General features: G+C 70.6%; 17 protein-coding genes. 15 read left to right on the forward strand and 2 right to left on the reverse strand.

Features of this window, described 5'->3' with window-relative positions; translation table 11 throughout:
* The first annotated feature begins 7 nt into the window (after positions 1–7).
* The 4 genes from J2S22_RS19870 (at position 8) to J2S22_RS19885 (ending at position 5034) form a co-directional block, all read left to right on the forward strand.
* The gene (locus tag J2S22_RS19870) at positions 8–994 is read left to right on the forward strand and encodes a thiamine pyrophosphate-dependent enzyme (protein WP_272776814.1); all 987 of its coding nucleotides are present in this window, start codon (positions 8–10) and stop codon (positions 992–994) included.
* 35 nt (positions 995–1029) lie between these two features.
* A complete protein-coding gene (locus tag J2S22_RS19875; RefSeq protein WP_307155863.1) occupies positions 1030–3297 on the forward strand; it encodes a 4Fe-4S domain-containing protein in 2268 nt (755 codons plus the stop codon).
* A gap of 136 nt (positions 3298–3433) precedes the next feature.
* The gene (locus tag J2S22_RS19880; RefSeq protein ID WP_272780033.1) at positions 3434–4225 is read left to right on the forward strand and encodes an ABC transporter permease; all 792 of its coding nucleotides are present in this window, start codon (positions 3434–3436) and stop codon (positions 4223–4225) included.
* Entirely contained in the window at positions 4222–5034 is an 813-nt protein-coding gene (locus tag J2S22_RS19885; protein ID WP_272780034.1) for an ABC transporter ATP-binding protein, read from the forward strand. The genes J2S22_RS19880 and J2S22_RS19885 overlap by 4 nt, the downstream gene beginning before the upstream one ends.
* 26 nt (positions 5035–5060) lie before the next feature.
* Here J2S22_RS19885 and J2S22_RS19890 read toward each other — a convergent pair whose 3' ends face one another.
* The gene (locus tag J2S22_RS19890; RefSeq protein ID WP_272780035.1) at positions 5061–6686 is read right to left on the reverse strand and encodes an alpha/beta hydrolase; all 1626 of its coding nucleotides are present in this window, start codon (positions 6684–6686) and stop codon (positions 5061–5063) included.
* A 183-nt stretch (positions 6687–6869) separates the two neighbouring features.
* Positions 6870–8675, reverse strand: coding sequence for a thiamine pyrophosphate-binding protein (locus J2S22_RS19895; RefSeq protein WP_272780036.1), 1806 nt, complete (start codon positions 8673–8675; stop codon positions 6870–6872).
* Positions 8676–9154: 479 nt separating this feature from the next.
* Here J2S22_RS19895 and J2S22_RS19900 point away from each other — a divergent pair, with 479 nt between their 5' ends.
* From J2S22_RS19900 to nifK, 11 genes are all read left to right on the forward strand, one after another.
* Positions 9155–9952, forward strand: coding sequence for an SDR family NAD(P)-dependent oxidoreductase (locus tag J2S22_RS19900; protein ID WP_370878225.1), 798 nt, complete (start codon positions 9155–9157; stop codon positions 9950–9952).
* A gap of 279 nt (positions 9953–10231) precedes the next feature.
* Positions 10232–11959 carry a nif-specific transcriptional activator NifA gene (nifA, locus tag J2S22_RS19905; protein WP_272780038.1) on the forward strand — a complete coding sequence of 576 codons (1728 nt, stop codon included), beginning with the start codon at positions 10232–10234 and terminating at the stop codon, positions 11957–11959.
* A 328-nt stretch (positions 11960–12287) separates the two neighbouring features.
* Positions 12288–13769 (forward strand): nitrogenase cofactor biosynthesis protein NifB, encoded by a 1482-nt coding sequence (gene nifB / locus J2S22_RS19910; protein ID WP_272780039.1) that lies wholly within the window; start codon positions 12288–12290, stop codon positions 13767–13769.
* 34 nt (positions 13770–13803) lie between these two features.
* Positions 13804–13998: a 4Fe-4S dicluster domain-containing protein gene (locus J2S22_RS19915; RefSeq protein ID WP_272780040.1), complete on the forward strand. Its 195-nt coding sequence runs from the start codon at positions 13804–13806 to the stop codon at positions 13996–13998.
* A gap of 10 nt (positions 13999–14008) precedes the next feature.
* Positions 14009–14812: a 4Fe4S-binding leucine-rich repeat protein gene (locus J2S22_RS19920; RefSeq protein WP_272780041.1), complete on the forward strand. Its 804-nt coding sequence runs from the start codon at positions 14009–14011 to the stop codon at positions 14810–14812.
* Positions 14796–15122, forward strand: a complete 327-nt coding sequence (locus J2S22_RS19925; protein WP_272780042.1) for a nitrogen fixation protein NifZ — start codon at positions 14796–14798, stop codon at positions 15120–15122. The genes J2S22_RS19920 and J2S22_RS19925 overlap by 17 nt, the downstream gene beginning before the upstream one ends.
* Positions 15119–15331: a putative nitrogen fixation protein NifT gene (nifT, locus tag J2S22_RS19930; RefSeq protein WP_272780043.1), complete on the forward strand. Its 213-nt coding sequence runs from the start codon at positions 15119–15121 to the stop codon at positions 15329–15331. The genes J2S22_RS19925 and nifT overlap by 4 nt, the downstream gene beginning before the upstream one ends.
* On the forward strand, positions 15328–16203 hold the full coding sequence (locus J2S22_RS19935; RefSeq protein WP_272780044.1) for an SIR2 family NAD-dependent protein deacylase: 876 nt from the start codon (positions 15328–15330) through the stop codon (positions 16201–16203). The genes nifT and J2S22_RS19935 overlap by 4 nt, the downstream gene beginning before the upstream one ends.
* A 637-nt stretch (positions 16204–16840) precedes the next feature.
* The gene (nifH, locus tag J2S22_RS19940; RefSeq protein WP_111359696.1) at positions 16841–17737 is read left to right on the forward strand and encodes a nitrogenase iron protein; all 897 of its coding nucleotides are present in this window, start codon (positions 16841–16843) and stop codon (positions 17735–17737) included.
* A 71-nt stretch (positions 17738–17808) separates the two neighbouring features.
* Entirely contained in the window at positions 17809–19326 is a 1518-nt protein-coding gene (nifD, locus tag J2S22_RS19945) for a nitrogenase molybdenum-iron protein alpha chain (RefSeq protein ID WP_272780045.1), read from the forward strand.
* Positions 19327–19548: 222 nt separating this feature from the next.
* The gene (gene nifK, locus J2S22_RS19950) at positions 19549–21087 is read left to right on the forward strand and encodes a nitrogenase molybdenum-iron protein subunit beta (RefSeq protein ID WP_272780046.1); all 1539 of its coding nucleotides are present in this window, start codon (positions 19549–19551) and stop codon (positions 21085–21087) included.
* The last annotated feature ends 120 nt before the right edge of the window (positions 21088–21207 follow it).

Raw genomic sequence — 21207 nt, forward strand, 5'->3', positions numbered from 1 at the left:
AAACGCCATGTCGATGCCGATGCACGACTGCCTGATCCGGATGGTCGAGGACGATCATCCCCTGGAGGACTACCAGAGCGGCATTCCGCGCTGGTGCTCGGGCTGCGGCGACAACGCCGTACTGGCCGCGGTGCAACGCCTGTGCCGCGACGAGAACCTGCGGCCCGAGAAGCTCGCCTTCGTGTCGGGCATCGGCTGCGCCAGCCGCTTCCCGCACTACATGCGCACCTACGGGTTCCACGGCATCCACGGCCGCGCCCTGCCGATCGCCGAAGGCGTCAAGATGGCGCGGCCGGACCTGCACGTCTTCGTCAACACCGGCGACGGCGACTGCTGCTCGATCGGCGCGGCGCACTGGCTGCACGCGATCCGCTACAACATGAACATGACCGTGGTGCTGCACGACAACCACGTCTACGGCCTCACCAAGAAGCAGGTGTCGCCGACCTCGCCCAAGGGCCTGCGCAGCAACACCACGCCGCACGGCTCCTATCTCGACGCGATGAACCCGCTGACCGTGACGCTCGGCGTCACCAACGTGTCGTTCGTGGCGCAGGCGGTCGACTGGATTCCGGAGGCCGTCTACGCGGTCATCCGGGCGGCCTATCACCACAAGGGCTTCTCCTTCGTGCGCATCATCCAGCGCTGCCCCGAGTTCCTGCCGACCATGTGGGAGCCGTGGCTGCGCGATCCGGAGAAGACGCTGCTGCTCGAGCACGAGGACGGCATCGCCTATAGCGCCGGCCTGCAGCGCATCTACAAGAACCGCCAGGCGCACGACCCGTCCGACATCCACCGGGCCCGCGAGATCGCCTCCAGCATCGATCCGGTGCCGGTCGGGATCCTGTACCGGGACGAGAGCGTGCCCTGCTACGAGGACGTCCGCGAGGCCGGCAAGCCGCGACCGATCGAGATGGTCAAGAGCGGGCTCGAGGCCGAGCTCGACAAGTTCACGGTGTGGCCCGACGCCGACGAGACCGGCCGCACCGCCTGATTCCTCCGGAGGCCCGCCGCGGCGGGACGAGACCCATGGACGCCGACGTCAAGACCCAGCTCGCCTTCCACGTGCTCGGACGCAGCGCCGCCGGCGGCAAGCCGGCCGACAGCGTCGGGCGGCTGCGGCCGGCGCTGCTCGCCGCGTTCACGGATCTGACGCGGCTGCGCCACGACTACCCGCTGGTGCTGGTGCGCGACGCGGCGCCGGCCGAGGCGGTGCAGACGCTCTCCGGTCTCGTCGGCGCGGCCCTGCAGGCGGCGGCGCCGCGCGGCGCCGCCGGCGAGCGCATGCGCCGCCAGGTGCTGCGGCTGGAGCGCGAGATCCGCCGGCGGTCGGCGCAGGGCGGGCTCCTCTCCGCCGTGTGGGACGAGGCGGCCGCCGCGCTCGCCGCCGAGGGCGAGGCCGGCTTCGCCGAGAGCGCCGCCGCGGCACGCGCCGCCGTCACGGTCGACGGCGAGCTCCTCGACTGCTCGGCCGCGACGCCGCTGCGGCTGGTCCGCCACATCTGGCGCCTCGTCCAGGAGCAGAAGCTCGCCGGCCTGGTCGGGCGGGTCGAGAACATCATCCTCGATCTCACCGAGATTCTCGCCGCCGACCTCGCCCGCTCCGAGGTGGGCCGGGCGCCCGACGCGCTGTCGGCCGCGGTCGGCCCGGGATTCGCGTCGCTGTTCGACTTCGGCACCATGTCGCAGCTCCTCGGCTCGGTGTCGGCCTCCGGGCCGGTATCGAAGCGCCGCCGCCGCCGCATCGAGCAGGCGCTCGCCGTGCTGGAGGCGCAGCCGCTCATCACGGCGTTGCGCGCCCGCGACCGCGCCGCCGAGGAGAAGGCGCTCGACGCCCTGGTGGTCACCGACTGCGCCGGGGCGCTCGCCGCCTGGCGGGCGCGCCGGCCGGACCTCGTCGCGCTGATCAGGGCGATCGCCATCGCCGAGCTGGAGATCGACGGGCGCTACTCGGAGGAGGAGCACGACCCGTTCTTCGCGGCCTTCCAGGAGTCGTCGCTCGGCGCGGCCGACCTGGCGCTCGGGCCCGACATGCTGGTCTGCGTCGAGGACGCCGGCGCGCTGCGCCGCGCCGAGGTGCTGGAGCTGCTCGCCGCCGGCGTGCCGGCGACCGTGCTGGTCGTCACCGACGACGTGCTCGGCGACCCCGGCGTCGACGCGGGCGGCCCGACGCTCGCCGGCACCCGCCTCGCCACCATGGCGACCGGTCTCGACGACGTCTTCGTGCTGCAGGCCTCGGTCGCGGCGCTCGGCCGCTGCGGCGGCCGCATCGCCCGCGGCCTCGCCTATGCGGGACCGACGCTGATCTCGGTCTACACCGGTGCCGGCGCGGCCGACGATCCGGTGCCGCCCTATCTGCGCGCCGCCGCGGCGACGCAGGCGCGGGTGTTCCCGTCCTTCACCTACGATCCGTCCGCCGGCCCCGGCCTCGCCGAGCGCTGGGACGTCGCCGACAATCCGCGGCCCGACGCCGACTGGAGCGTCCATCCGTTCCGCTGCGAGGACACCAAGCAGCAGCGCATCGTCGGCGAGATCGCCTTCACGGCGGCCGACCTGATCGCCGGCGATCCGCGCCATGCCGGGCTGTTCTCGCTGGTCGAGAGCGCCCACTGGACCGACGCGATGGTGCCGGTCGACGCCTGGCTCGCCGGTCCGCAGCCGGCCGGCGCCGTGCCCTATGTGCCGGTGGTCGACGAGCAGAACCGGCTGTGGCGCGCCGTGGCGAGCGAGCCGGTGATCACCGCGACGCGGCGGGCCCGCGAGGCGTGGCATCGCCTGCAGGAGCTCGGCGACATCCACAACTCGTGGGCGGAGCGCCGCGCCGCGGCGGACCGCCTCGCCTTCGAGCAGGCCGCCCGCGAGGCGGCCGCCGCCGATGCCGCCGCGGCGGGCGCGGAGGCGCCGGCCGAGGCGCCCGCGCCGGCCCCGGTGCCCGCGCCTGCAGCGGCCGCACCCGCCGCCGCCAAGGCGCCGGCCACGGAGGCAGCCAAGCCGGCGGCAAAGCCGGCGGCGAAGCCCGCGCCGGCGCCCGAGCCGCCGCCGGCACCGAGCGGCGAGGCCTATGTCGAGACGCCGCGCTGCACGAGCTGCAACGCCTGCCTGCAGGTGAACGCCCGGCTGTTCGTCTACGACGGCAACAAGCAGGCGACAATCGGCGACCTCTCGGCCGGCACCTTCCGCCAGCTCGTCGAGGCGGCCGAGAGCTGCCCGGTCGGCATCATCCATCCCGGCGAGCCGCGCAACCCGAACGAGTCCGATCTCGACGATCTCCGCCGCCGCGCGAAGGCGTTCGGCTGACGCGCGGTCGGCGGCCGACTCACGGCTGTCATGCAGAGCAGCCCGGCCTCGCGCCGGCATCCCCCGGCGCGGTTCTTGCTTTTTTCAAGGCGCCCGCGGTTCGCTCCGCCGGCGGGCAGGACCGGGGGGTGAGGGCGTGGATCCGAAGCAGGCCAGGCGCAAGCGGCATCTCGTGCGCGCCGTCGTCGAAACCGCTGCGGCGCCGGTGCTGGCGCTGCTGCTCCTTCTGGCGTGGCAGGTGGGCGCGCCGCTCGCCGGGCTCTCCGCCTTCATCCTGCCGACGCCGTGGCAGATCCTGTCGCGCATCGCGGCCGACCATCAGCTCATCGCCGTGCACGCCGGGGTGACGCTGTTCGAGACGGTGGCGGGCTTCCTGATCGCAGCCGTGGCGGGGGTCGGCACGGCGCTGATGATCTTCTACTCGCGCATCTTCGAGCGGGCCATCTACCCGCTGCTGGTGGCGCTGCAGACCATCCCGAAGGTCGCGCTGGCGCCGCTGCTGGTGCTGTATTTCGGCTACGGCTTCGCGCCCAAGCTCTTCCTCGCCTTCCTGCTCGCCTTCTTCCCGATCGTCATCGCCACCGTGGTCGGGCTCGAGGGGCTCGACAAGGCGATGGTCAATCTCGTCCGCTCGATGGGGGCGAGCGAGTGGCAGACCTTCTTCAAGATCCGCCTGCCGGCGGCGCTGCCGAGCCTGTTCGGCGGCCTCAAGGTCGGCATCAGCCTGGCCGTGATCGGCGCCGTCATCGGCGAGTATGTCGCGGCCGAGATGGGGCTCGGCTACCTGCAGCTGCAGGCGAGCGCGCAGTTCGACACGACGCTGAGCTTCGCCGCGATGGTGGTCATCGCGGCGCTCGGCGTCGTCACCTTCTGGGGCCTGGAGGTGCTGGAGAAGCGCGCCGTGTTCCAGCGCGAGGCGGCACGATGAAGGACCCGACACCGGCGACGGCGCGCCTGCACGGCGCCGCGGTCGCGATCGAGACCGTCACCAAGAGCTACGAGCTGCGCGACGGCGGCGACCTGCTGGCGCTCGACCGCTGCGATCTGTCGATCACGCCGGGCGCCTTCGTCGCCATCGTCGGGCCGAGCGGCTGCGGCAAGAGCACGCTCCTGTCGCTGGTCGCCGGCCTCGCGCGGCCCTCCACGGGCCGCATCCTGATCGACGGCGAGGAGGTGAGGCGGCCGCACGCCAAGGTCGGCGTCGTCTTCCAGACCGACCTGCTGCTCTACTGGCGCACCGTGATGGACAACATCCTGCTGCCGGTGGAGATCAAGGGCTGGCGGCGCGAGGATTACCTGCCGCGCGCCGAGCGGCTGCTCGAGCAGGTCGGGCTCGCCGGCTTCGCCGGCAAGTATCCGAGCGAGCTGTCCGGCGGCATGCGCCAGCGCACCGCGATCTGCCGCGCTTTGGTGCAGGAGCCCGGCCTCCTGCTGATGGACGAGCCGTTCGGCGCGCTCGACGCGCTCACCCGCGAGCAGATGATCTCGGACCTGCAGGCGATGTGGCTGTCGGTCGGCAACACGGTGCTGTTCATCACCCACTCGATCGAAGAGGCGGTGTTCCTCGCCGACCGCGTGCTGGTGATGTCGCCGCGGCCGGGCCGCATCGATCTCGACCTCACCGTCTCGATCGAGCGCCCGCGCAGCTGGCGCAGCCGCACCGACCAGGCCTTCATCGACCACATGTCGCAGATCCGCGGCATCTTCGAGGCCCGCGGCGTGCTGAGCAAAGAGTAGGGCGGCTGCGGCCCGCCTCCACTCCGTCACCGCACCAGCAGCGGGAACGTCACGGCGATCGCCCAGGCGAAGCCGAGCGCGTTGGCCAGCGCGCCGACCCAGGGGTGGCCGGTGCGGTGATAGGCCCAGCGGCTGAACAGGCCGTAGACGACGAAGAAGGCGAGGATCACGGGCACGATCAGGATCAGGAAGAACAGCGCCCGCAGGTTCAGCGCCACGGCGGCGGCGAGCGACAGGAGGAACAGCGCCTTGGTGGCCGCATAGGCGCCGCGACCCGTGCCGGGCCCGCGCGTCGCCCATTCGTCGGCGAGGAAATAGGGCAGGGTGCCGGCGGCGAGCGCCAGCACCAGCAGCCAGCGCGGCCCGACCGGCACGAAGGACGTGACGAACCAGTCGATGGCCCCGCCCAACGCCCCGATCGCATAGGCCGTGACCAGCGCGGTGGCGAGCAGGAAGGCGGCGGGCGATCGCGCATCCCGGCGCGTGCTTCCGTCATTCCGGGGCGCGGACCGCAGGTCCGCGAGCCCGGAATCCATAACCCCTGCGTCTGCGTATGGATTCCGGGTCCGCTGCTTCGCAGCGTCCCGGAATGACCACCGCTTCACCAGCACCAGCATGGCCGCCGTCAGCAGGCCATACGTGGCGAAATGCACGGCGAGATAGTCGCCGACCAGCACCGGGAGAAAGCTCGTCGGCGCCTTCCACAGGAGGAGCGGCGTCAGCACGGCCGGCACCACGGCGACCGGCCACAGCCGTCGCCAAGGCAGCCCGGCGCCGCGCGGCGTCTCGCTCACCCGCGGCAGCAGGCCGGCGAGCGGCTTCGCCAGCAGCACGATGCCGAGGATCAGCAGGCCGATCCAGGCGCCGCGGTCGTCGACATAGCCGGAGTCCTTGCGGGCGAAGACGCCGTCGAGCCAGGCGAGCGCCTCGCGGCTCGACGCCGGGCTGTACAGCACGGCGATGTGCTCGACGCTCGGCGAGAAGGCGGCGCGCCGCGCCGTGCCGTCGGAAAAGCGTCCATAGGTGACACCCGGCTGGACCGCGTCGCCGAACGACAGGCCGACGGCGCGCAGCGCCTCCTCCTTCAGGCGGCGCTCCCAGTCGCCGACCACGACCAGCAGGTTCTTCGGGCTGTCGGCCGTGACGGCCGGCGAGAACATCGACACCGCGACCACGGCGGCGATGCCGGGATCGGCCTGGGCGGCACGCACGATGATGTCGGAGGCCATCGAATGGCCGAGCACGGCGAGCCGCCCGTCGCCGCCCGCCAGCGTGCGCGCGAAGGCGGCGACGCGGCCGACCTCGTCGACCAGGAAGTTGGTGGTGCCGCTCACCCGGGTGATGTCGCCGCCGAGCTTCTCGGCATTCCGCCCGTGTCCCAGGAAGTCGAACGTCACCGCGACGTAGCCGTTGCGCGCCAGCGTCACGGCGAAGGGCTGCATGAGCTGCTGCGAGCCGGCGAAGCCGTGCGCGATCACCACCACGGGCGCCGGCGGCCCGCCGGCGAGGCGATAGACCGTGACGGGCGTCGGCCCCACACGGGTGCGCGCGATGTCGAGCCCCGCCGTGGTGGCGACGAGCTGCCACAGCGCCACCGCGATGGCGACGGCCGCGAGGAGACCGAGGACGAGATCGCGAAAGGAACGGGTCACGGAGCCTCGTGCGGTTGCGAGCACCCCGTGGGTATGGCGACGCGGTGCGGCGGGCGCAAGCGCGGGGGTGTCGCGGACCACTTGCCCCGAATTCTGCTCATTCCCGCGAAAGCGGGAATCCAGGGCGACTTGCCGTGTCGCCCCTGGGTCCCGGCCTTCGCGGGGACGAGCGGAACGGATGGTCTACAGCGCCCCGTCCAGCATCAGCTCGATGAGGAACGGCTCGTCGTCGGCGAGCGCACGGTCGAGGGCTTGGGCGATCTGGTCGGGGCGCTCGACCCGCACGGCCGACACCCCCAGTCCCTGCGCCAGGAGGTCGAAGCGCAGGTTCTGGGGCGCGAGGTCGAAGCTCTCCGGAAACGGATCGTCCGGCGGCAGGCCGAGCTCCTGCCGATAGGCCTGCAGATTGTACTCGAGGATGCGGTACTTGCGATTGTTCAGCAGCACGAACTTGGCGCCGACGCGGTGGCGTGCCGCGGTCGCCAGCGCCTGCACGGTGGAGATGCCGCCGCCGTCGCCGGCGAAGCCGAACACCACGCGGTCCGGCTGCGCGATCTTCAGGCCCACCGCGCCGGGCAGGCCGGTGCCGAGCATGCCGCAGCGGGTCTGGAACCAGGTGCCCGGCACGTCGGGCGGCAGATGGCGCAGGAGCTCGGGCGCGTGGGTCAGCGCCTCGTCGAAGATCACGGCCGGCTCCGGCAGCGCCTTAAGCCGCGCGGCGAGCGCCGCGAAGAAGCGCGGCGCCCGCATCGGCAGCGTGTCGGGCAGCGCCGCGTCGGCGGCGAGCGCCTGACGCTGCGCCGCCGCCTTCGCGGCGCCGTGCCGCTCGGTCCGCGCGCGGGCGCGGGCCCGCTCCGCCTCGGTCGTCCGGGCGCGCAGCGCGGCGGCGAGGCGGCCGAGCGCCAGCTTCGGATCGGCGAGCATCCCGATGTCGACGCCGTCGTTCTTGCCGATCTCCGAGACGCCGAGATCGATCTGCACCAGCTTCGCGCCGTCGGCGAACACGCCCGCCGTGAGCGGAAAAACCTCGGGCAGCACCGTGGTGCCGACGATCAGCACCACGTCGGCGGCGGCCGTCACGGGCCGGCTCGCGGTGCCGAACATGTGGCCGAGAAAGCCGCCGAACAGCGGATGCGAGGCCGGCATGTTCACCTCGGAGGCGTTGCCGCCCCACGCCACGGCGCCCAGCAACTCGGCGACCGCGACGAGCTCGTCCTGGGCGTCGGCGGCGGCGATCCCGTCGCCCATGAGGATCAGCGGCCGCTCGCCGCCGCGCAGGAGATCGGCCGCGGCCGCGATCGTCGCGTCGTCCGGCGCGACGCGGGTCTCGACCAGCCGGGTCGGCACCACGGCCTCGGGGCAGGGCTGGTCGAGCACGTCCATGGGCAGGGTGAGGAACACCGGCCCGCAGGGCGGCGTCGCCGCGGTCTTGATGGCGCGCCGCGTCAGCCGCAGCAGCGAGCCGGGGTCGACGACGCGCCACGCGCACGGGCCGGCGTGGTCGGACTTCACGAAGGGCCGCGCGATCGCCGGCAGGTCGGCGGCCATCTGGCCGTCCAGCGCCTCGTAGCGCAGCCCCGCCTCGCCGGCGAACACCACCATCGGGGTGTAGCCGCGGCGCGCGTAGTACATCATGCCGAGGCCGTTCGCGAGGCCCGCATAGGAGTGGAGCTGCACCAGCGCCGGCCGCCGCCACGGCCGCGGATCGCCGCCGCGCTGCACGGCCGGCGCGGCCCGCGCATAGGCGTCGGCGATCGCCACGGCGGGCCCCTCGTGCAGGGCGAGGATGTAGCGCAGGCCCGTGAACTCCGGCGCCCGCAGCGCATCGAGCAGGTTCTCCTCCGAGCTGCCGGGATTGCCGAACACATGGGTGATCCCGTCCGCCTGGAGCTGGCGCAGGAAGGCGTAGCGGCCGGTGTCGGCGGCCGGGATGGCGCGGGCCCTCGGCGGGGCCGGGGCGGTTCGGGCATCGGTGTCGGACATCGCCATGCTGCCTCCGCGCGCGCGACGGGACCTCGGCCGCACGCCCCGGACGGGGTGGCGGGGTGAAGCACGCTTCGGTTGCGAGTATGTCCGATAAACGTTCAGATTGTAAACGTCGGCGGGCACCATCATCGGTCCGCTCCGGTTGTCGGATTTGCGACAGCGGCCGCGGGACGTCCGGCCGCGCCGGCCTGTCGGAAACCGGACAGCGGCCGCGGCGGTCGCGGAAAGGTGCCTGTTTTTCATGCGTCTAGTCCGCGATCCCCCGGACGGCGGAGCTGGCCCGCTTCCTGCTATCCTTTTGGTTGCAGCGTTGCGGCGAGGGCCGAGTCATGACCGACAGCACGACCGTCAGCGAGAGGCCGGAGCCCCCGGCGGTCGCGGATCCGGCCGGCGGGGCTCCGATCGCCACGCCGGCCGCCATTCCGGCCGCCGTCCCGGACGGGGCGCCGGCGGAGGCGCGCTGCCCGTTCCACGCGGGGGCGATGGCGGGTGCGCCGGGGCCCGGTGTCCTGGCGGGTGCCGGCCTGGCGCCGGCCGCCGCGGCCGGCCCGAAGACCATGGTGCTGACCGGCGCCTCGCGCGGCATCGGCCACGCCACGGTGCGGCTCTTCGCCGAGGCCGGCTGGCGCATCATCACCTGCTCGCGCCAGCCGTTCGACCGCGCCCGCTGCCCGTGGGAGGAGGGGCCGGACGATCACGTCCAGGTCGACCTCAACGACCTGCGCGCCCTCAACCTCGCCATCGTCGACATCAAGGCGCGCCTCGGCGGCGGTCCGCTGCATGCGCTGATCAACAACGCCGGCATCTCGCCCAAGTCGCCCGAGGGCGGTCGCCTCTCGTCGCTCACCACGCCGGTCGCCACCTGGATGGAGGTCCTGCACGTCAACTTTCTGGCGCCGGTGCTGCTGGCGCGCGGACTGTTCGACGAGCTGAAGGCCGGGCAGGGCACGGTGGTCAACGTCACGTCGATCGTCGGCTCGCGCGTGCACCCCTTCGCCGGCACCGCCTATGCGACCTCGAAGGCCGCGCTGGCCTGTCTGACGCGCGAGATGGCACACGATTTTGCACCGCATGGGATTCGCGTCAACGCGATCGCTCCCGGCGAGATCAAGACCGACATTCTGTCGCCCGACACCGAGGCCCGTCTCGCGCCACTGATCCCGATGCGGCGCGTCGGCTCGCCCATGGAGGTGGCGAAGGTTCTTCATTTCCTCTGCTCCGACGCGGCGAGCTACGTGACGGGCGAAGAGATTCACATCAATGGTGGTCAGGCTCTCTGAGAGGAGAGACGGCGTTTTCTCATTGCGGCGAATTGAATGCGAAAGACGTGTCTGTTCCTTCCGTCCCCGAAAAGTCGTGCGCTGATCGAGAACGACGTCGGCTGTGCCAAGGACCCGGCACGGCCGCGGCGCAGAGGCAAAAAATGCGCATCGAAACGGCTTTTTGAGCAGGTCGCGGCGACAAATATAGGCGCGACAGCCTTCTGATTCCCACGCATACTTATGGTCGAAAAACAGTGACAGTGGGATGGAGCACCGAGGGACGATGGAGCGTTGCGAATGCTTCATGCAGATCCTGAACGCCCGGCCCGAGCGGCGATAGCAGCGACGCCGTCGGCCGCGCGCAGCGAGATCGCCCTCACGGGCGTCTACGAAATCTCGAAGATCCTGACCTCGGCGAGCCGGCTCGAGACGATGCTGGCCAACGTGGTCAATCTGCTGGCGTCGTTCATGCAGATGCGCCACGGCGTCATCGCGCTGCTGAACGACGACGGCATTCCCGACATCGCGGTCGGCGCCGGCTGGACCGAGGAGGCCGACGACCGCTTCCACGCGAGCCTGCCGCAGAAGGCGGTCGGCCAGGTGATCGTCACCGGCATGCCGCTGGTGGTGCCGAACATCGCCACTCATCCGCTGTTCGAGCCGGGCGACGTCGCCAAGCTCTCGGCCGGCACCACCGACGTCGTGTCGTTCATCGGCGTGCCGATCCGCATCGGCCAGAAGGTCGTCGGCACGCTGACGATCGACCGGGCGCACGACGCCCAGTCGGCCCAGCGGCTCGACTTCGACGTCCGCTTCCTGGTGATGGTGGCGAACCTGATCGGCCAGACCGTGCAGCTCCATCGCGTCCTGCTGCGCGACCGCGAGCGGCTGATGACCGAGAGCCACCGGCTGCAGAAGGAGCTCGACGAGTACAAGCCGCGCGTCCCCAACACGGCCGCGATCGCCGGCATCGTCGGCGACAGCCCGGCGATCCGCTCGCTGCTCGACAAGGTCGCCGTGGTGGCGCGGTCGCGCTCGCCGGTGCTGCTGCGCGGCGAGTCCGGCACCGGCAAGGAGCTGTTCGCCCGCGCCATTCACGACCTGTCGGCCTGCGCGGGCGGGCCGTTCATCAAGGTCAACTGCGCGGCGCTGCCGGAGTCGGTGCTGGAGTCGGAGCTGTTCGGGCACGAGAAGGGCGCCTTCACGGGCGCCATCCAGGCCCGCAAGGGGCGCTTCGAGCTCGCCCATGGCGGCACCCTGTTCCTCGACGAGATCGGCGAGATGTCGCTGGTCTTCCAGGCGAAGCTCCTGCGCGTCCTGCAGGAGGGTGAGTTCGAGCGGGTCGGCGGCACCAAGACCATCAAGGTCGCGGTGCGGCTCGTCACCGCCACCAACCGCAATCTCGAGGACGCGGTGTCGAAGGGCGAGTTCCGCGCCGACCTGTATTACCGCATCAACGTCGTGCCGGTGATCCTGCCGCCGCTGCGCGACCGCAAGAGCGACATCCCGCTGCTCAGCCGCGAGTTCCTGGCGCGCTTCAACACCGAGAACGGCCGCGAGCTCGAGCTCGGTCCCGGCGCCGTCGAGGTGCTGACCGGCTGCTGCTTCCCGGGCAATGTGCGGGAGCTGGAGAACTGCGTCCGCCGCGCCGCCACCCTCGCGCCCGGCCCGACGCTCGCGGCCGACGACTTCGCCTGCCGCAACGACCAGTGCGTCTCCGCCATTCTGTGGAAGGGCCGCAACCCGCAGGCGCTCGCCAACACGGCGGTCTCGCTGCCGGCTCCGCCCGCCCCGCCCGCCGGCGGCGGGCCGCGGCCGGTCGAGGCGGCTCCGCCGGAGGGCCACGCGGCGCACGAGGTCGACCCGGGCCTGCGCGGCGGCCGCATGTCGGAGCGCGAGCGCCTCGTCGAGGCGATGGAGCGGGCCGGCTGGGTGCAGGCCAAGGCGGCCCGCCTGCTCGGCCTCACCCCGCGCCAGATCGGCTACGCCCTCAAGAAGCACGGCGTCGAGCTGAAGCGGTTCTGATCACGCCGTACGTCCCCCGCCGTCGTCATGGCCGGGCGCGTCCCGGCCATCCACGTTTTCGCAGCCGCGATTCGAACGTGGATGGCCGCGACAGGCGCGGCCCTGTCGATGCCGACAGGGCCGACAGTCCACGAATCCTCCGATCGCGTGCCCCGACACCCCTGTCGGGGACCCGACACGATCGCGTCGGGTTGCGCGTCGGCTTGTCGGACGCACGACAGCCGCGCGGCCAGGAGCCAATTCGTAAGTGCCTGAGAACACGAACGCTTCTCCCATGGCACGGGGCTTGAATTGCTGCCTCGCGTCACCGTGCCCGTGAGGAACCCCGATGGCCAGCTTCGTGTCGCTCGACAGCCTCTCCGGAACGACCTCGGCCGACGCCATGCGCGAGGCCCTGAGCACGTCGGGGTGCAAGTCCTCCGCCTGCGGCTCGAGCGCCGGTCCGGGCGACATGCCGGCCGAGCTGTGGAACCGGATCAAGGACCATCCGTGCTACTCGGAGGAGGCGCACCACTATTTCGCCCGCATGCATGTGGCGGTGGCGCCGGCCTGCAACATCCAGTGCAACTACTGTAACCGCAAGTACGACTGCGCCAACGAGAGCCGTCCCGGCGTGGTCTCCGAGAAGCTCACCCCGGACCAGGCCTTCCGCAAGGTCGTGACGGTCGCCAACGAGGTGCCGCAGCTTTCGGTGCTCGGCATCGCCGGTCCGGGCGACGCGCTCTACGACTGGCGCAAGACCAAGGCGACGTTCGAGCTGGTGTCGCGCGAAATTCCCGACATCAAGCTGTGCATCTCGACCAACGGCCTGGCGCTGCCCGACCATGTCGACGAGCTGGTCGACATGAACATCGATCACGTCACCATCACGATCAACATGATCGACCCGCTGATCGGGACGAAGATCTATCCGTGGATCTTCTACGACCACAAGCGCTACACGGGCCTCGTCGCCTCGCAGATCCTGCACGAGCGGCAGATGCTCGGCCTCGAGATGCTGGCCGAGCGCGGCATCCTGGTGAAGGTCAACTCGGTGCTGATCCCGGGCATCAACGACCAGCACCTGATCGAGGTCAACGCCGCCGTGAAGGCGCGCGGTGCCTTCCTGCACAACATCATGCCGCTGATCTCCGATCCGGCGCACGGCACCCATTTCGGCCTCACCGGGCAGCGCGGCCCGAAGCATGCCGAGCTGATGGCCGTGCAGGAAGCGTGCTCCGGGGGCGCCAATCTGATGCGCCACTGCCGCCAGTGCCGCGCCGACGCGGTCGGCCTGCTCGGCGAGGACCGCGGCCAGGAGTTCACGCTCGACCAGATCCCGGCGGAGGTCGCCTACGACCCCTCCATCCGCTCGACCTACCGCGAGGTCGTGGCGCGCGAGCGGCAGGACCACGTCGCCGCCAAGCAGGAGGCGACCGAGGTGCTGGACCTGACGGACAGCGACGCCCGCATCCTGGTCGCGGTGGCGACCAAGGGCGGCGGCCGCGTCAACCAGCATTTCGGCCACGCCAAGGAGTTCCAGGTCTACGAGGCCTCGGCCGAGGGCGTCCGTTTCATCGGCCATCGCAAGGTCGAGGACGCCTACTGCCAGGGCGGCTTCGGCGAGGACGCGACGCTCGACAGCGTGATGAAGACGCTCGAGGGGATCGACACGGTGCTGTGCGCCAAGATCGGCGACTGCCCGCAGGAGCAGCTGAAGGCCGCCGGCATCGCGGCGAGCGACGCCTTCGCGTTCGAGTACATCGAGACGGCCATTTCGGCCCTGTACGCCAGCCGTTACGGACGGGCCCTCCAGGCGCGGGTCGCCTGACGCCGCCGTCCGCCGGTCATGAAGGAGAACCACCATGGCTCTGAAGATCGTCGCGTCGCAGTGCACCGTGTGCGGGGCCTGCGAGTTCGAATGCCCGAACGCCGCGATCAAGATGAAGCGCGACGTCTACGTCATCGACCCGGCCAAGTGCACCGAGTGCGAAGGGCACTTCGACAGCCCGCAATGCGTCGCGGTGTGCCCGGTCCCCAACACCTGCATCGCCGCGTGAGCGCACCGCCATGATCGCCGCGGGCAGCCAGGCCGCCGCACCGGAACCGACCGACTGGCTCGGCCGTCCGGTGTCCTGCGTGGACTGCCCGCACGAGGAGATCCGGGCCGAAGGCCGCTGCGACCGCGGGCGCGTCTGCGTCCGCGACCGCCGCGCCCGGCGGATCGACCGTTTCTTCGCCGGCAATCCCGGCGAGGCGGAGAAGTACCTGTCGCATCCCTATTTCGAGATCCGGGCGCTGGCCGCCAGGCGGGCGAGCCTGTTTCTGCTGCCGCCGCTGGTCGACGACCCCGAGCCGGACGTGCGCGCCGTCGTGGCGCAGCGCCTGCCGCTCGCCCGCGTCGCCCGGCTGCGCGACGATCCGGACCGCAAGGTCCGCATGGTGATGGCCCAGCGCCTCGAAGGCGCGGCGCTGGTCGCCATGCTGGGCGATCCCGACTACGCCGTGCGGCTGGTCGCGGTGCGCCACGTGCCGCCCGGCGTGCTGCCCGGCGCCATGCAGGATCCCGATCCGCAGGTGCGCTGCGAGGTGGCGCGGCGGGTCAGGGCCGACGTGCTGCCGGCCATGCTCTACGACCACGATCCGCTGGTGCGCATCGCGGTGGCCGAGCGGCTCGAGCCGCCGCAGCTCGTCGCCCTCGTCGACGACGAGGATCTGCGCGTGCGCTTCATCGTCGCCGAGCGCGGCGCCGCGTCGGCGCTGCCGGCGCTGCGCGACGACCCCGATCCGGAGGTACGGCAGCGGGCGCGCGACCGCCTCGCCGCCCTCCAGGCCCCGAAGCAGCAGGAGGAGCGCGATGGGTCTCGGGCGTGAGGAGGAGGTCGAGATCAGCGCCGCCCCGCGCTTCCTGCCGGGCGAGAAGGTGCAGTCCACCAGGCACATCAAGAACGACGGCACCTATCCGCGCCGCGAGATCGGCGACATCCTGGTGCGCAAGGGCGACGTCGGCTACGTGCGCGACATCGGCACCTTCCTGCAGCAGTTCTACGTCTATGCCGTCGAGTTCGTCGATCGCGCCGTCATCGTCGGCATGCGCGGGCGCGAGCTCGTGAGCCTCGACCGGCCGGCCGCGACGGCGGCCGCCGGCCCCTCCACACTCCAGCCCGGGAACCCGACACCGTGAAGATCATGATCCGCAGGACCGACAAGGGCCTGTCCGCCTACGTCCCGAAGAAGGACCTCGAGCAGCCCGTCGTCGAGCAGGAGAAGGACGATCTGTGGGGCGGCTGGGTGAAGCTGAAGAACGGCTGGGTGCTGGCGCTGCCGGACCTGCCGGCGGAGACGCGCCTGCCGATCACGGTCGAGGCGAAGCGGATCGGCGAGGACGCATGAGCGCGAGCCAGGCGGCAACCGACACGATCGACGCGCTCCCGCCGGTCGCCGGGCCGGAGCGCCTGCCCGGCCTCGCGGCCGACCTGAGGGCCGGCCGGCTGCTGCCCTATCTCGGTCCCGACGTGCTGCCCGACGATCCGGCCGGCGTGCCGCGCACGCCCGAGGCGCTGGCGCTGGCGCTGCACGCCCGGGCCGCCGTCTCGGCCCGCATCCGCGGCAATCTGTGGGCGACGGCGCAGTCGATCGAGGGCCGCAAGCATCGCAAGACCCTGACGGCCCTGATGGCGGAGATCTTCCGCCCGCCGGTGGCGCCCACCGCGCTGCACCGGGCGCTCGCGGTGCTGCCGCTGCCGCTGATCGTCGACACCTGGTACGACGGCGCCATGCGCCGCGCGCTCGTCGACACCGGCCGCACCGACTGGGGCGAGATCCAGGGCGTCACCCGGGCGCATGCGACCCGCGACATCTGGTGGCGGGCCTACGCCGCCGACGGCGCCGAGGTCGATCCCGCCGTGGCGGACGGCTGGACCACCATCCTCTACAAGCCGCATGGCGGCGTGGTTCCGGCCGAGAACTTCCTCGTGTCGGATTCCGACTATGTCGAGGTCCTGACCGAGATCGACATCCAGACGCCGATCCCGGCGCCCGTGCAGGAGCGCCGCGCCGGCCGCGGCTTCCTGTTCGCCGGCGCCCGCTTCCACGACCAGACGCTGCGCATCTTCGCCCGCCAGATCTCCAAGCGCTCCGGCGACGGCCACGCCGCCCTGGTCGATCCCGCCGGGCTGACCCGCAACGAGAGCCGCTTCCTGGAGTCGGCCGCCATCGCCCCGGTCGCCGCCGCCCCGGCGGACCTCGCCGCCGCGCTGGGCTGATCACGCCTCTCGCCCGGAGTCCGTAGGGTGGGCAAAGGCGCGCGAGCGCCGTGCCCACGCCGACGGGCGTCGCCGGTTCGCACGCGACCGCCGGTGCCCGACCGCGTGGGCACGCTTCGCTTTGCCCACCCTGCATCTGAGCCCCCGCCTGCTCACATCGTTCTGCGGCGGGGTTCATCCACCTCCCGAGCCCTCCCCCTCGAGGGGGGAGGGAACAGGGTGCGGCACCGTCGTCACGTCGTCTTGCTCGGCCTCACGAGCGGCTCGCTTCGCCCTCTTCTGATGACGAGACGATGACGGCGTTCGTCGTCGTCGATCCCTCACCCCTCGCGGGGGAGGGGAGTCGCGCGAAGCGCGACGGGAGGGGGTGAGCGCCGCCGCTCCATCTCCGCATCGTGAAACGCCGGTCGCGGCGCCTCCGACACCCGACAGCCTTGTCACCTTTGTCGGGTTCCAAACAGCCCGACACGGCCCGACAGGGACGTCGACACGATCGCACAAGCCCTTGTGCCGTCGACGCTTCTTCGATGTCGGCAAGGGCCGCGCCGCGGTTGGCACGGGCGTTGCTGATCAAGGGTGCGGAACGGGCGCCGGTGTCACCAGCGACGCGAACGGCGCGAAGACGAAAGGAACCGGCATGAGCTCTCTTCGGCAGATCGCCTTCTACGGCAAGGGTGGCATCGGCAAGTCCACCACCTCGCAGAACACCCTCGCGGCCCTGGTCGAGATGGGCCAGAAGATCCTGATCGTCGGCTGCGACCCCAAGGCCGACTCGACCCGCCTCATCCTCAACACCAAGCTGCAGGACACCGTGCTGAGCCTGGCCGCCGAGGCCGGCTCGGTCGAGGACCTGGAGCTCGACGACGTCCTGAAGATCGGCTTCAAGGGCATCAAGTGCGTCGAGTCCGGCGGTCCGGAGCCGGGCGTCGGCTGCGCCGGCCGCGGCGTCATCACCTCGATCAACTTCCTCGAAGAGAACGGCGCCTACGACGACGTCGACTACGTCTCCTACGACGTGCTGGGCGACGTGGTGTGCGGCGGCTTCGCCATGCCGATCCGCGAGAACAAGGCGCAGGAAATCTACATCGTCATGTCCGGCGAGATGATGGCGCTGTACGCCGCCAACAACATCTCCAAGGGCATTCTCAAATACGCCCATTCGGGCGGCGTGCGGCTGGGCGGGCTCATCTGCAACGAGCGCCAGACCGACCGCGAGATCGACCTCTCCGAGGCGCTCGCCAAGAAGCTCAACACCCAGCTCATCCACTTCGTGCCGCGCGACAACATCGTGCAGCACGCCGAGCTGCGCCGCCAGACCGTGATCCAGTACGCGCCCGATTCGCAGCAGGCGAAGGAGTACCGGACGCTCGCCGAGAAGATCCACGCCAACTGCGGCAAGGGCACCATCCCGACCCCGGTGTCGATGGACGAGCTCGAGCAGATGCTGCTCGACTTCGGCATCATGAAGACCGAGGAGCAGCAGCTCGCCGAGCTCGCCGCCAAGGAAGCCGCCAAGGCGGCCGCCGCGGTCTGACCGGTCGTCCCGACACGAGCCGCGCGGCGACCGCCGGTCGCCGCCGCCGACATCCGAGCGAGGAACGAGCCATGAGCCTCGATTACGAGAACGATGGCGCCTTCAACGAGAAGGTCATCGAGGAAGTCCTGTCCGCCTATCCGGACAAGTTCGCCAAGCGGCGCAAGAAGCACCTCAGCGTCGCGAAGGGAGCCGAGGAGGGCGCCACCGGAGCGGAAGGCGAGGAAGGCCAGCTCCTCTCCGAATGCGACGTCAAGTCCAACATCAAGTCCATCCCGGGCGTGATGACCATCCGGGGCTGCGCCTATGCCGGCTCCAAGGGCGTGGTGTGGGGTCCGGTGAAGGACATGGTCCACATCAGCCACGGCCCGGTCGGCTGCGGGCAGTACTCCTGGTCGCAGCGCCGCAACTACTACATCGGCTCGACCGGCATCGACAGCTTCGTCACCATGCAGGTCACCTCCGACTTCCAGGAGCGTGACATCGTGTTCGGCGGCGACAAGAAGCTCGCCAAGGTGATCGACGAGCTGGAGGAGATGTTCCCGCTCAGCCACGGCATCTCGATCCAGTCCGAGTGCCCGATCGGCCTGATCGGCGACGACATCGAGGCGGTGTCGAAGAAGAAGGGCAAGGAGATCGGCAAGACCATCGTGCCGGTCCGCTGCGAGGGCTTCCGCGGCGTCTCGCAGTCGCTCGGCCACCACATCGCCAACGACACGATCCGCGACTGGGTGCTCGACAAGAAGGAGACCACCTTCGAGGCCGGCCCCTACGACGTCAACGTCATCGGCGACTACAACATCGGCGGCGACGCCTGGGCCTCGCGCATGCTGCTCGAGGAGATGGGCCTGCGGGTGGTCGGCAACTGGTCCGGCGACGCGACGCTCGCCGAGATCGAGCGCTCTCCCAAGGCGAAGCTCAACCTCATCCACTGCTACCGGTCGATGAACTACATCTGCCGGCACATGGAGGAGAAGTACGGCATCCACTGGATGGAGTACAACTTCTTCGGCCCGAGCCAGATCGCCCACTCGCTGCGCAAGATCGCCAAGCACTTCGGTCCGGAGATCGAGGAGAAGGCCGAGGCGGTGATCGCCAAGTACCAGCCGCTGGTCGACGGCGTGATCGCCAAGTACCGGCCGCGGCTCGAGGGCAAGAGCGTCATGCTCTATGTCGGCGGCCTGCGTCCGCGCCACGTCATCACGGCGTACGAAGACCTCGGCATGCAGATCGCCGGCACGGGCTACGAGTTCGCCCACAACGACGACTATCAGCGGACCGGGCACTACGTCCGCAAGGGCACGCTGATCTACGACGACGTGACCGGCTACGAGCTCGAGAAGTTCATCGAGCGCGTTCGCCCGGACCTGGTCGGCTCCGGCATCAAGGAGAAGTACCCGGTCCAGAAGATGGGCATCCCGTTCCGCCAGATGCACTCGTGGGACTATTCGGGCCCGTATCACGGCTACGACGGGTTCGCCATCTTCGCCCGCGACATGGATCTCGCGATCAACAATCCGGTGTGGGGCCTGTTCGACGCCCCCTGGAAGAAGAAGGAGCAGGCGCCCGCCCTGCAAGCCGCCGAATAGACGGTCCGCGCGGGTTCCCGGCACTCGCGTGAGGGGAGCCCCGCGACGACGGCCTCGTGCCGCCGTCGCGGGACACCCCCCCGGGATCCGGCCCGCGGGCCGCCAGCCCCGAGGCCTCCGAGCGCGTTCGGAGGCCGGCCACGGGGAAGAGCTTTCGCCGAACGCGCTCTATGCCGCGTGCCGCCGTATGGCGCGGCCGCGCAGAGATGACAGGAGCTACCCATGCCGCAGTCGGCCGAAAAGGTCCTCGACCACGCCAAGCTCTTCCACGAGCCCGAGTACCAGGAGCTGTTCAAGCGCAAGCGCGAGACCTTCGAGTGCCCGGCCTCGGCCGAGGCGGTCGAGGCGCAGCGCGAGCACACCAAGACCTGGGCCTATCGCGAGAAGAACCTCGCCCGCGAGGCGGTGTCGATCAATCCGGCCAAGGCCTGCCAGCCGCTCGGCGCGGTGTTCGCGGCGGCCGGCTTCGAGAAGACGATGTCGTTCGTGCACGGCTCGCAGGGCTGCGTCGCCTACTACCGGTCGCACCTGTCGCGCCACTTCAAGGAGCCGGCCTCCGCCGTCTCCTCCTCGATGACCGAGGACGCGGCGGTGTTCGGCGGCCTCAACAACATGATCGACGGGCTCGCCAACACCTACTCGCTGTACGAGCCGAAGATGATCGCGGTCTCGACCACCTGCATGGCCGAGGTCATCGGCGACGACCTGAAGTCGTTCATCGGCAACGCCAAGAACAAGGGCTCGGTGCCGCAGGACTACGACGTCCCGCACGCCCACACGCCCGCCTTCGTCGGCAGCCACGTCGACGGCTACGACAACATGATGAAGGGCATCCTGGAGCACTTCTGGGAGGGCAAGGAGCGCCAGGCCGGCACCGCCATCAACATCATCCCGGGCTTCGACGGCTTCTGCGTCGGCAACAATCGCGAGCTCAAGCGCATCCTCGACCAGATGGGCGTGAGCTACACGCTGGTCCAGGACGCGTCCGACCAGTTCGACACGCCATCCGACGGGCACTTCCGCATGTATTCGGGCGGCACCACCCTGGCCGACACGGCGGCGGCCCTGAACGCCAAGGCGACCGTCTCGCTGCAGAGCTACTGCACCCGCAAGACGCTCGACTACATCGCCGACAAGGGCCAGGAGACGGCGGGCTTCCACTATCCGCTCGGCGTCGCCGCGACCGACGAGCTCCTGCTCAAGATCTCCGAGCTCGCCGGCGTCGACATCCCGGACAGCCTCACGCTGGAGCGCGGCCGCCTGGTCGACGCCATGGCCGACAGCCAGGCCTATCTGCACGGCAAGAAGTACGCGATCTTCGGCGATCCGGACTTCGTCTACGCCATGGCGCGCTTCGTCATGGAGACGGGCGGCGAGCCGACCCACTGCCTCGCCACCAACGGCAACAAGGCGTGGGAGGAGGAGATGACCCAGCTGCTCGCCTCCTCGCCGTTCGGCAAGGACGGCAAGGTGTGGGCCGGCAAGGACCTGTGGGCGTTGCGCTCGCTGATGCTCACCGAGCCGGTCGACTTCGTGATCGGCAGCTCCTACGGCAAGTATCTCGAGCGCGACACCGGCACGCCGTTGATCCGCCTCACCTTCCCGATCTTCGACCGGCATCACCATCACCGCTTCCCGGTGATGGGCTATCAGGGCGGCCTGCGCCTGCTGACCACCATCCTCGACAAGGTGTTCGACAAGCTCGACCGCGACAGCGAGATCCCGGCCAAGACCGACATCTCGTTCGACCTGACGCGCTGAGACTCACGCCCAGCGACGAGATCTGCTCCCTCTCCCCATCGGGGAGAGGGTCGGGGTGAGGGGGTTCGGGAGCAGATTGGTGAAGTCGGCTCCCCCTCACCCGCCCGAGCTTCGCTCGGT

The sequence above is a fragment of the Rhodoplanes tepidamans genome (assembly GCF_030813915.1).
Taxonomy (GTDB): domain Bacteria; phylum Pseudomonadota; class Alphaproteobacteria; order Rhizobiales; family Xanthobacteraceae; genus Rhodoplanes; species Rhodoplanes tepidamans.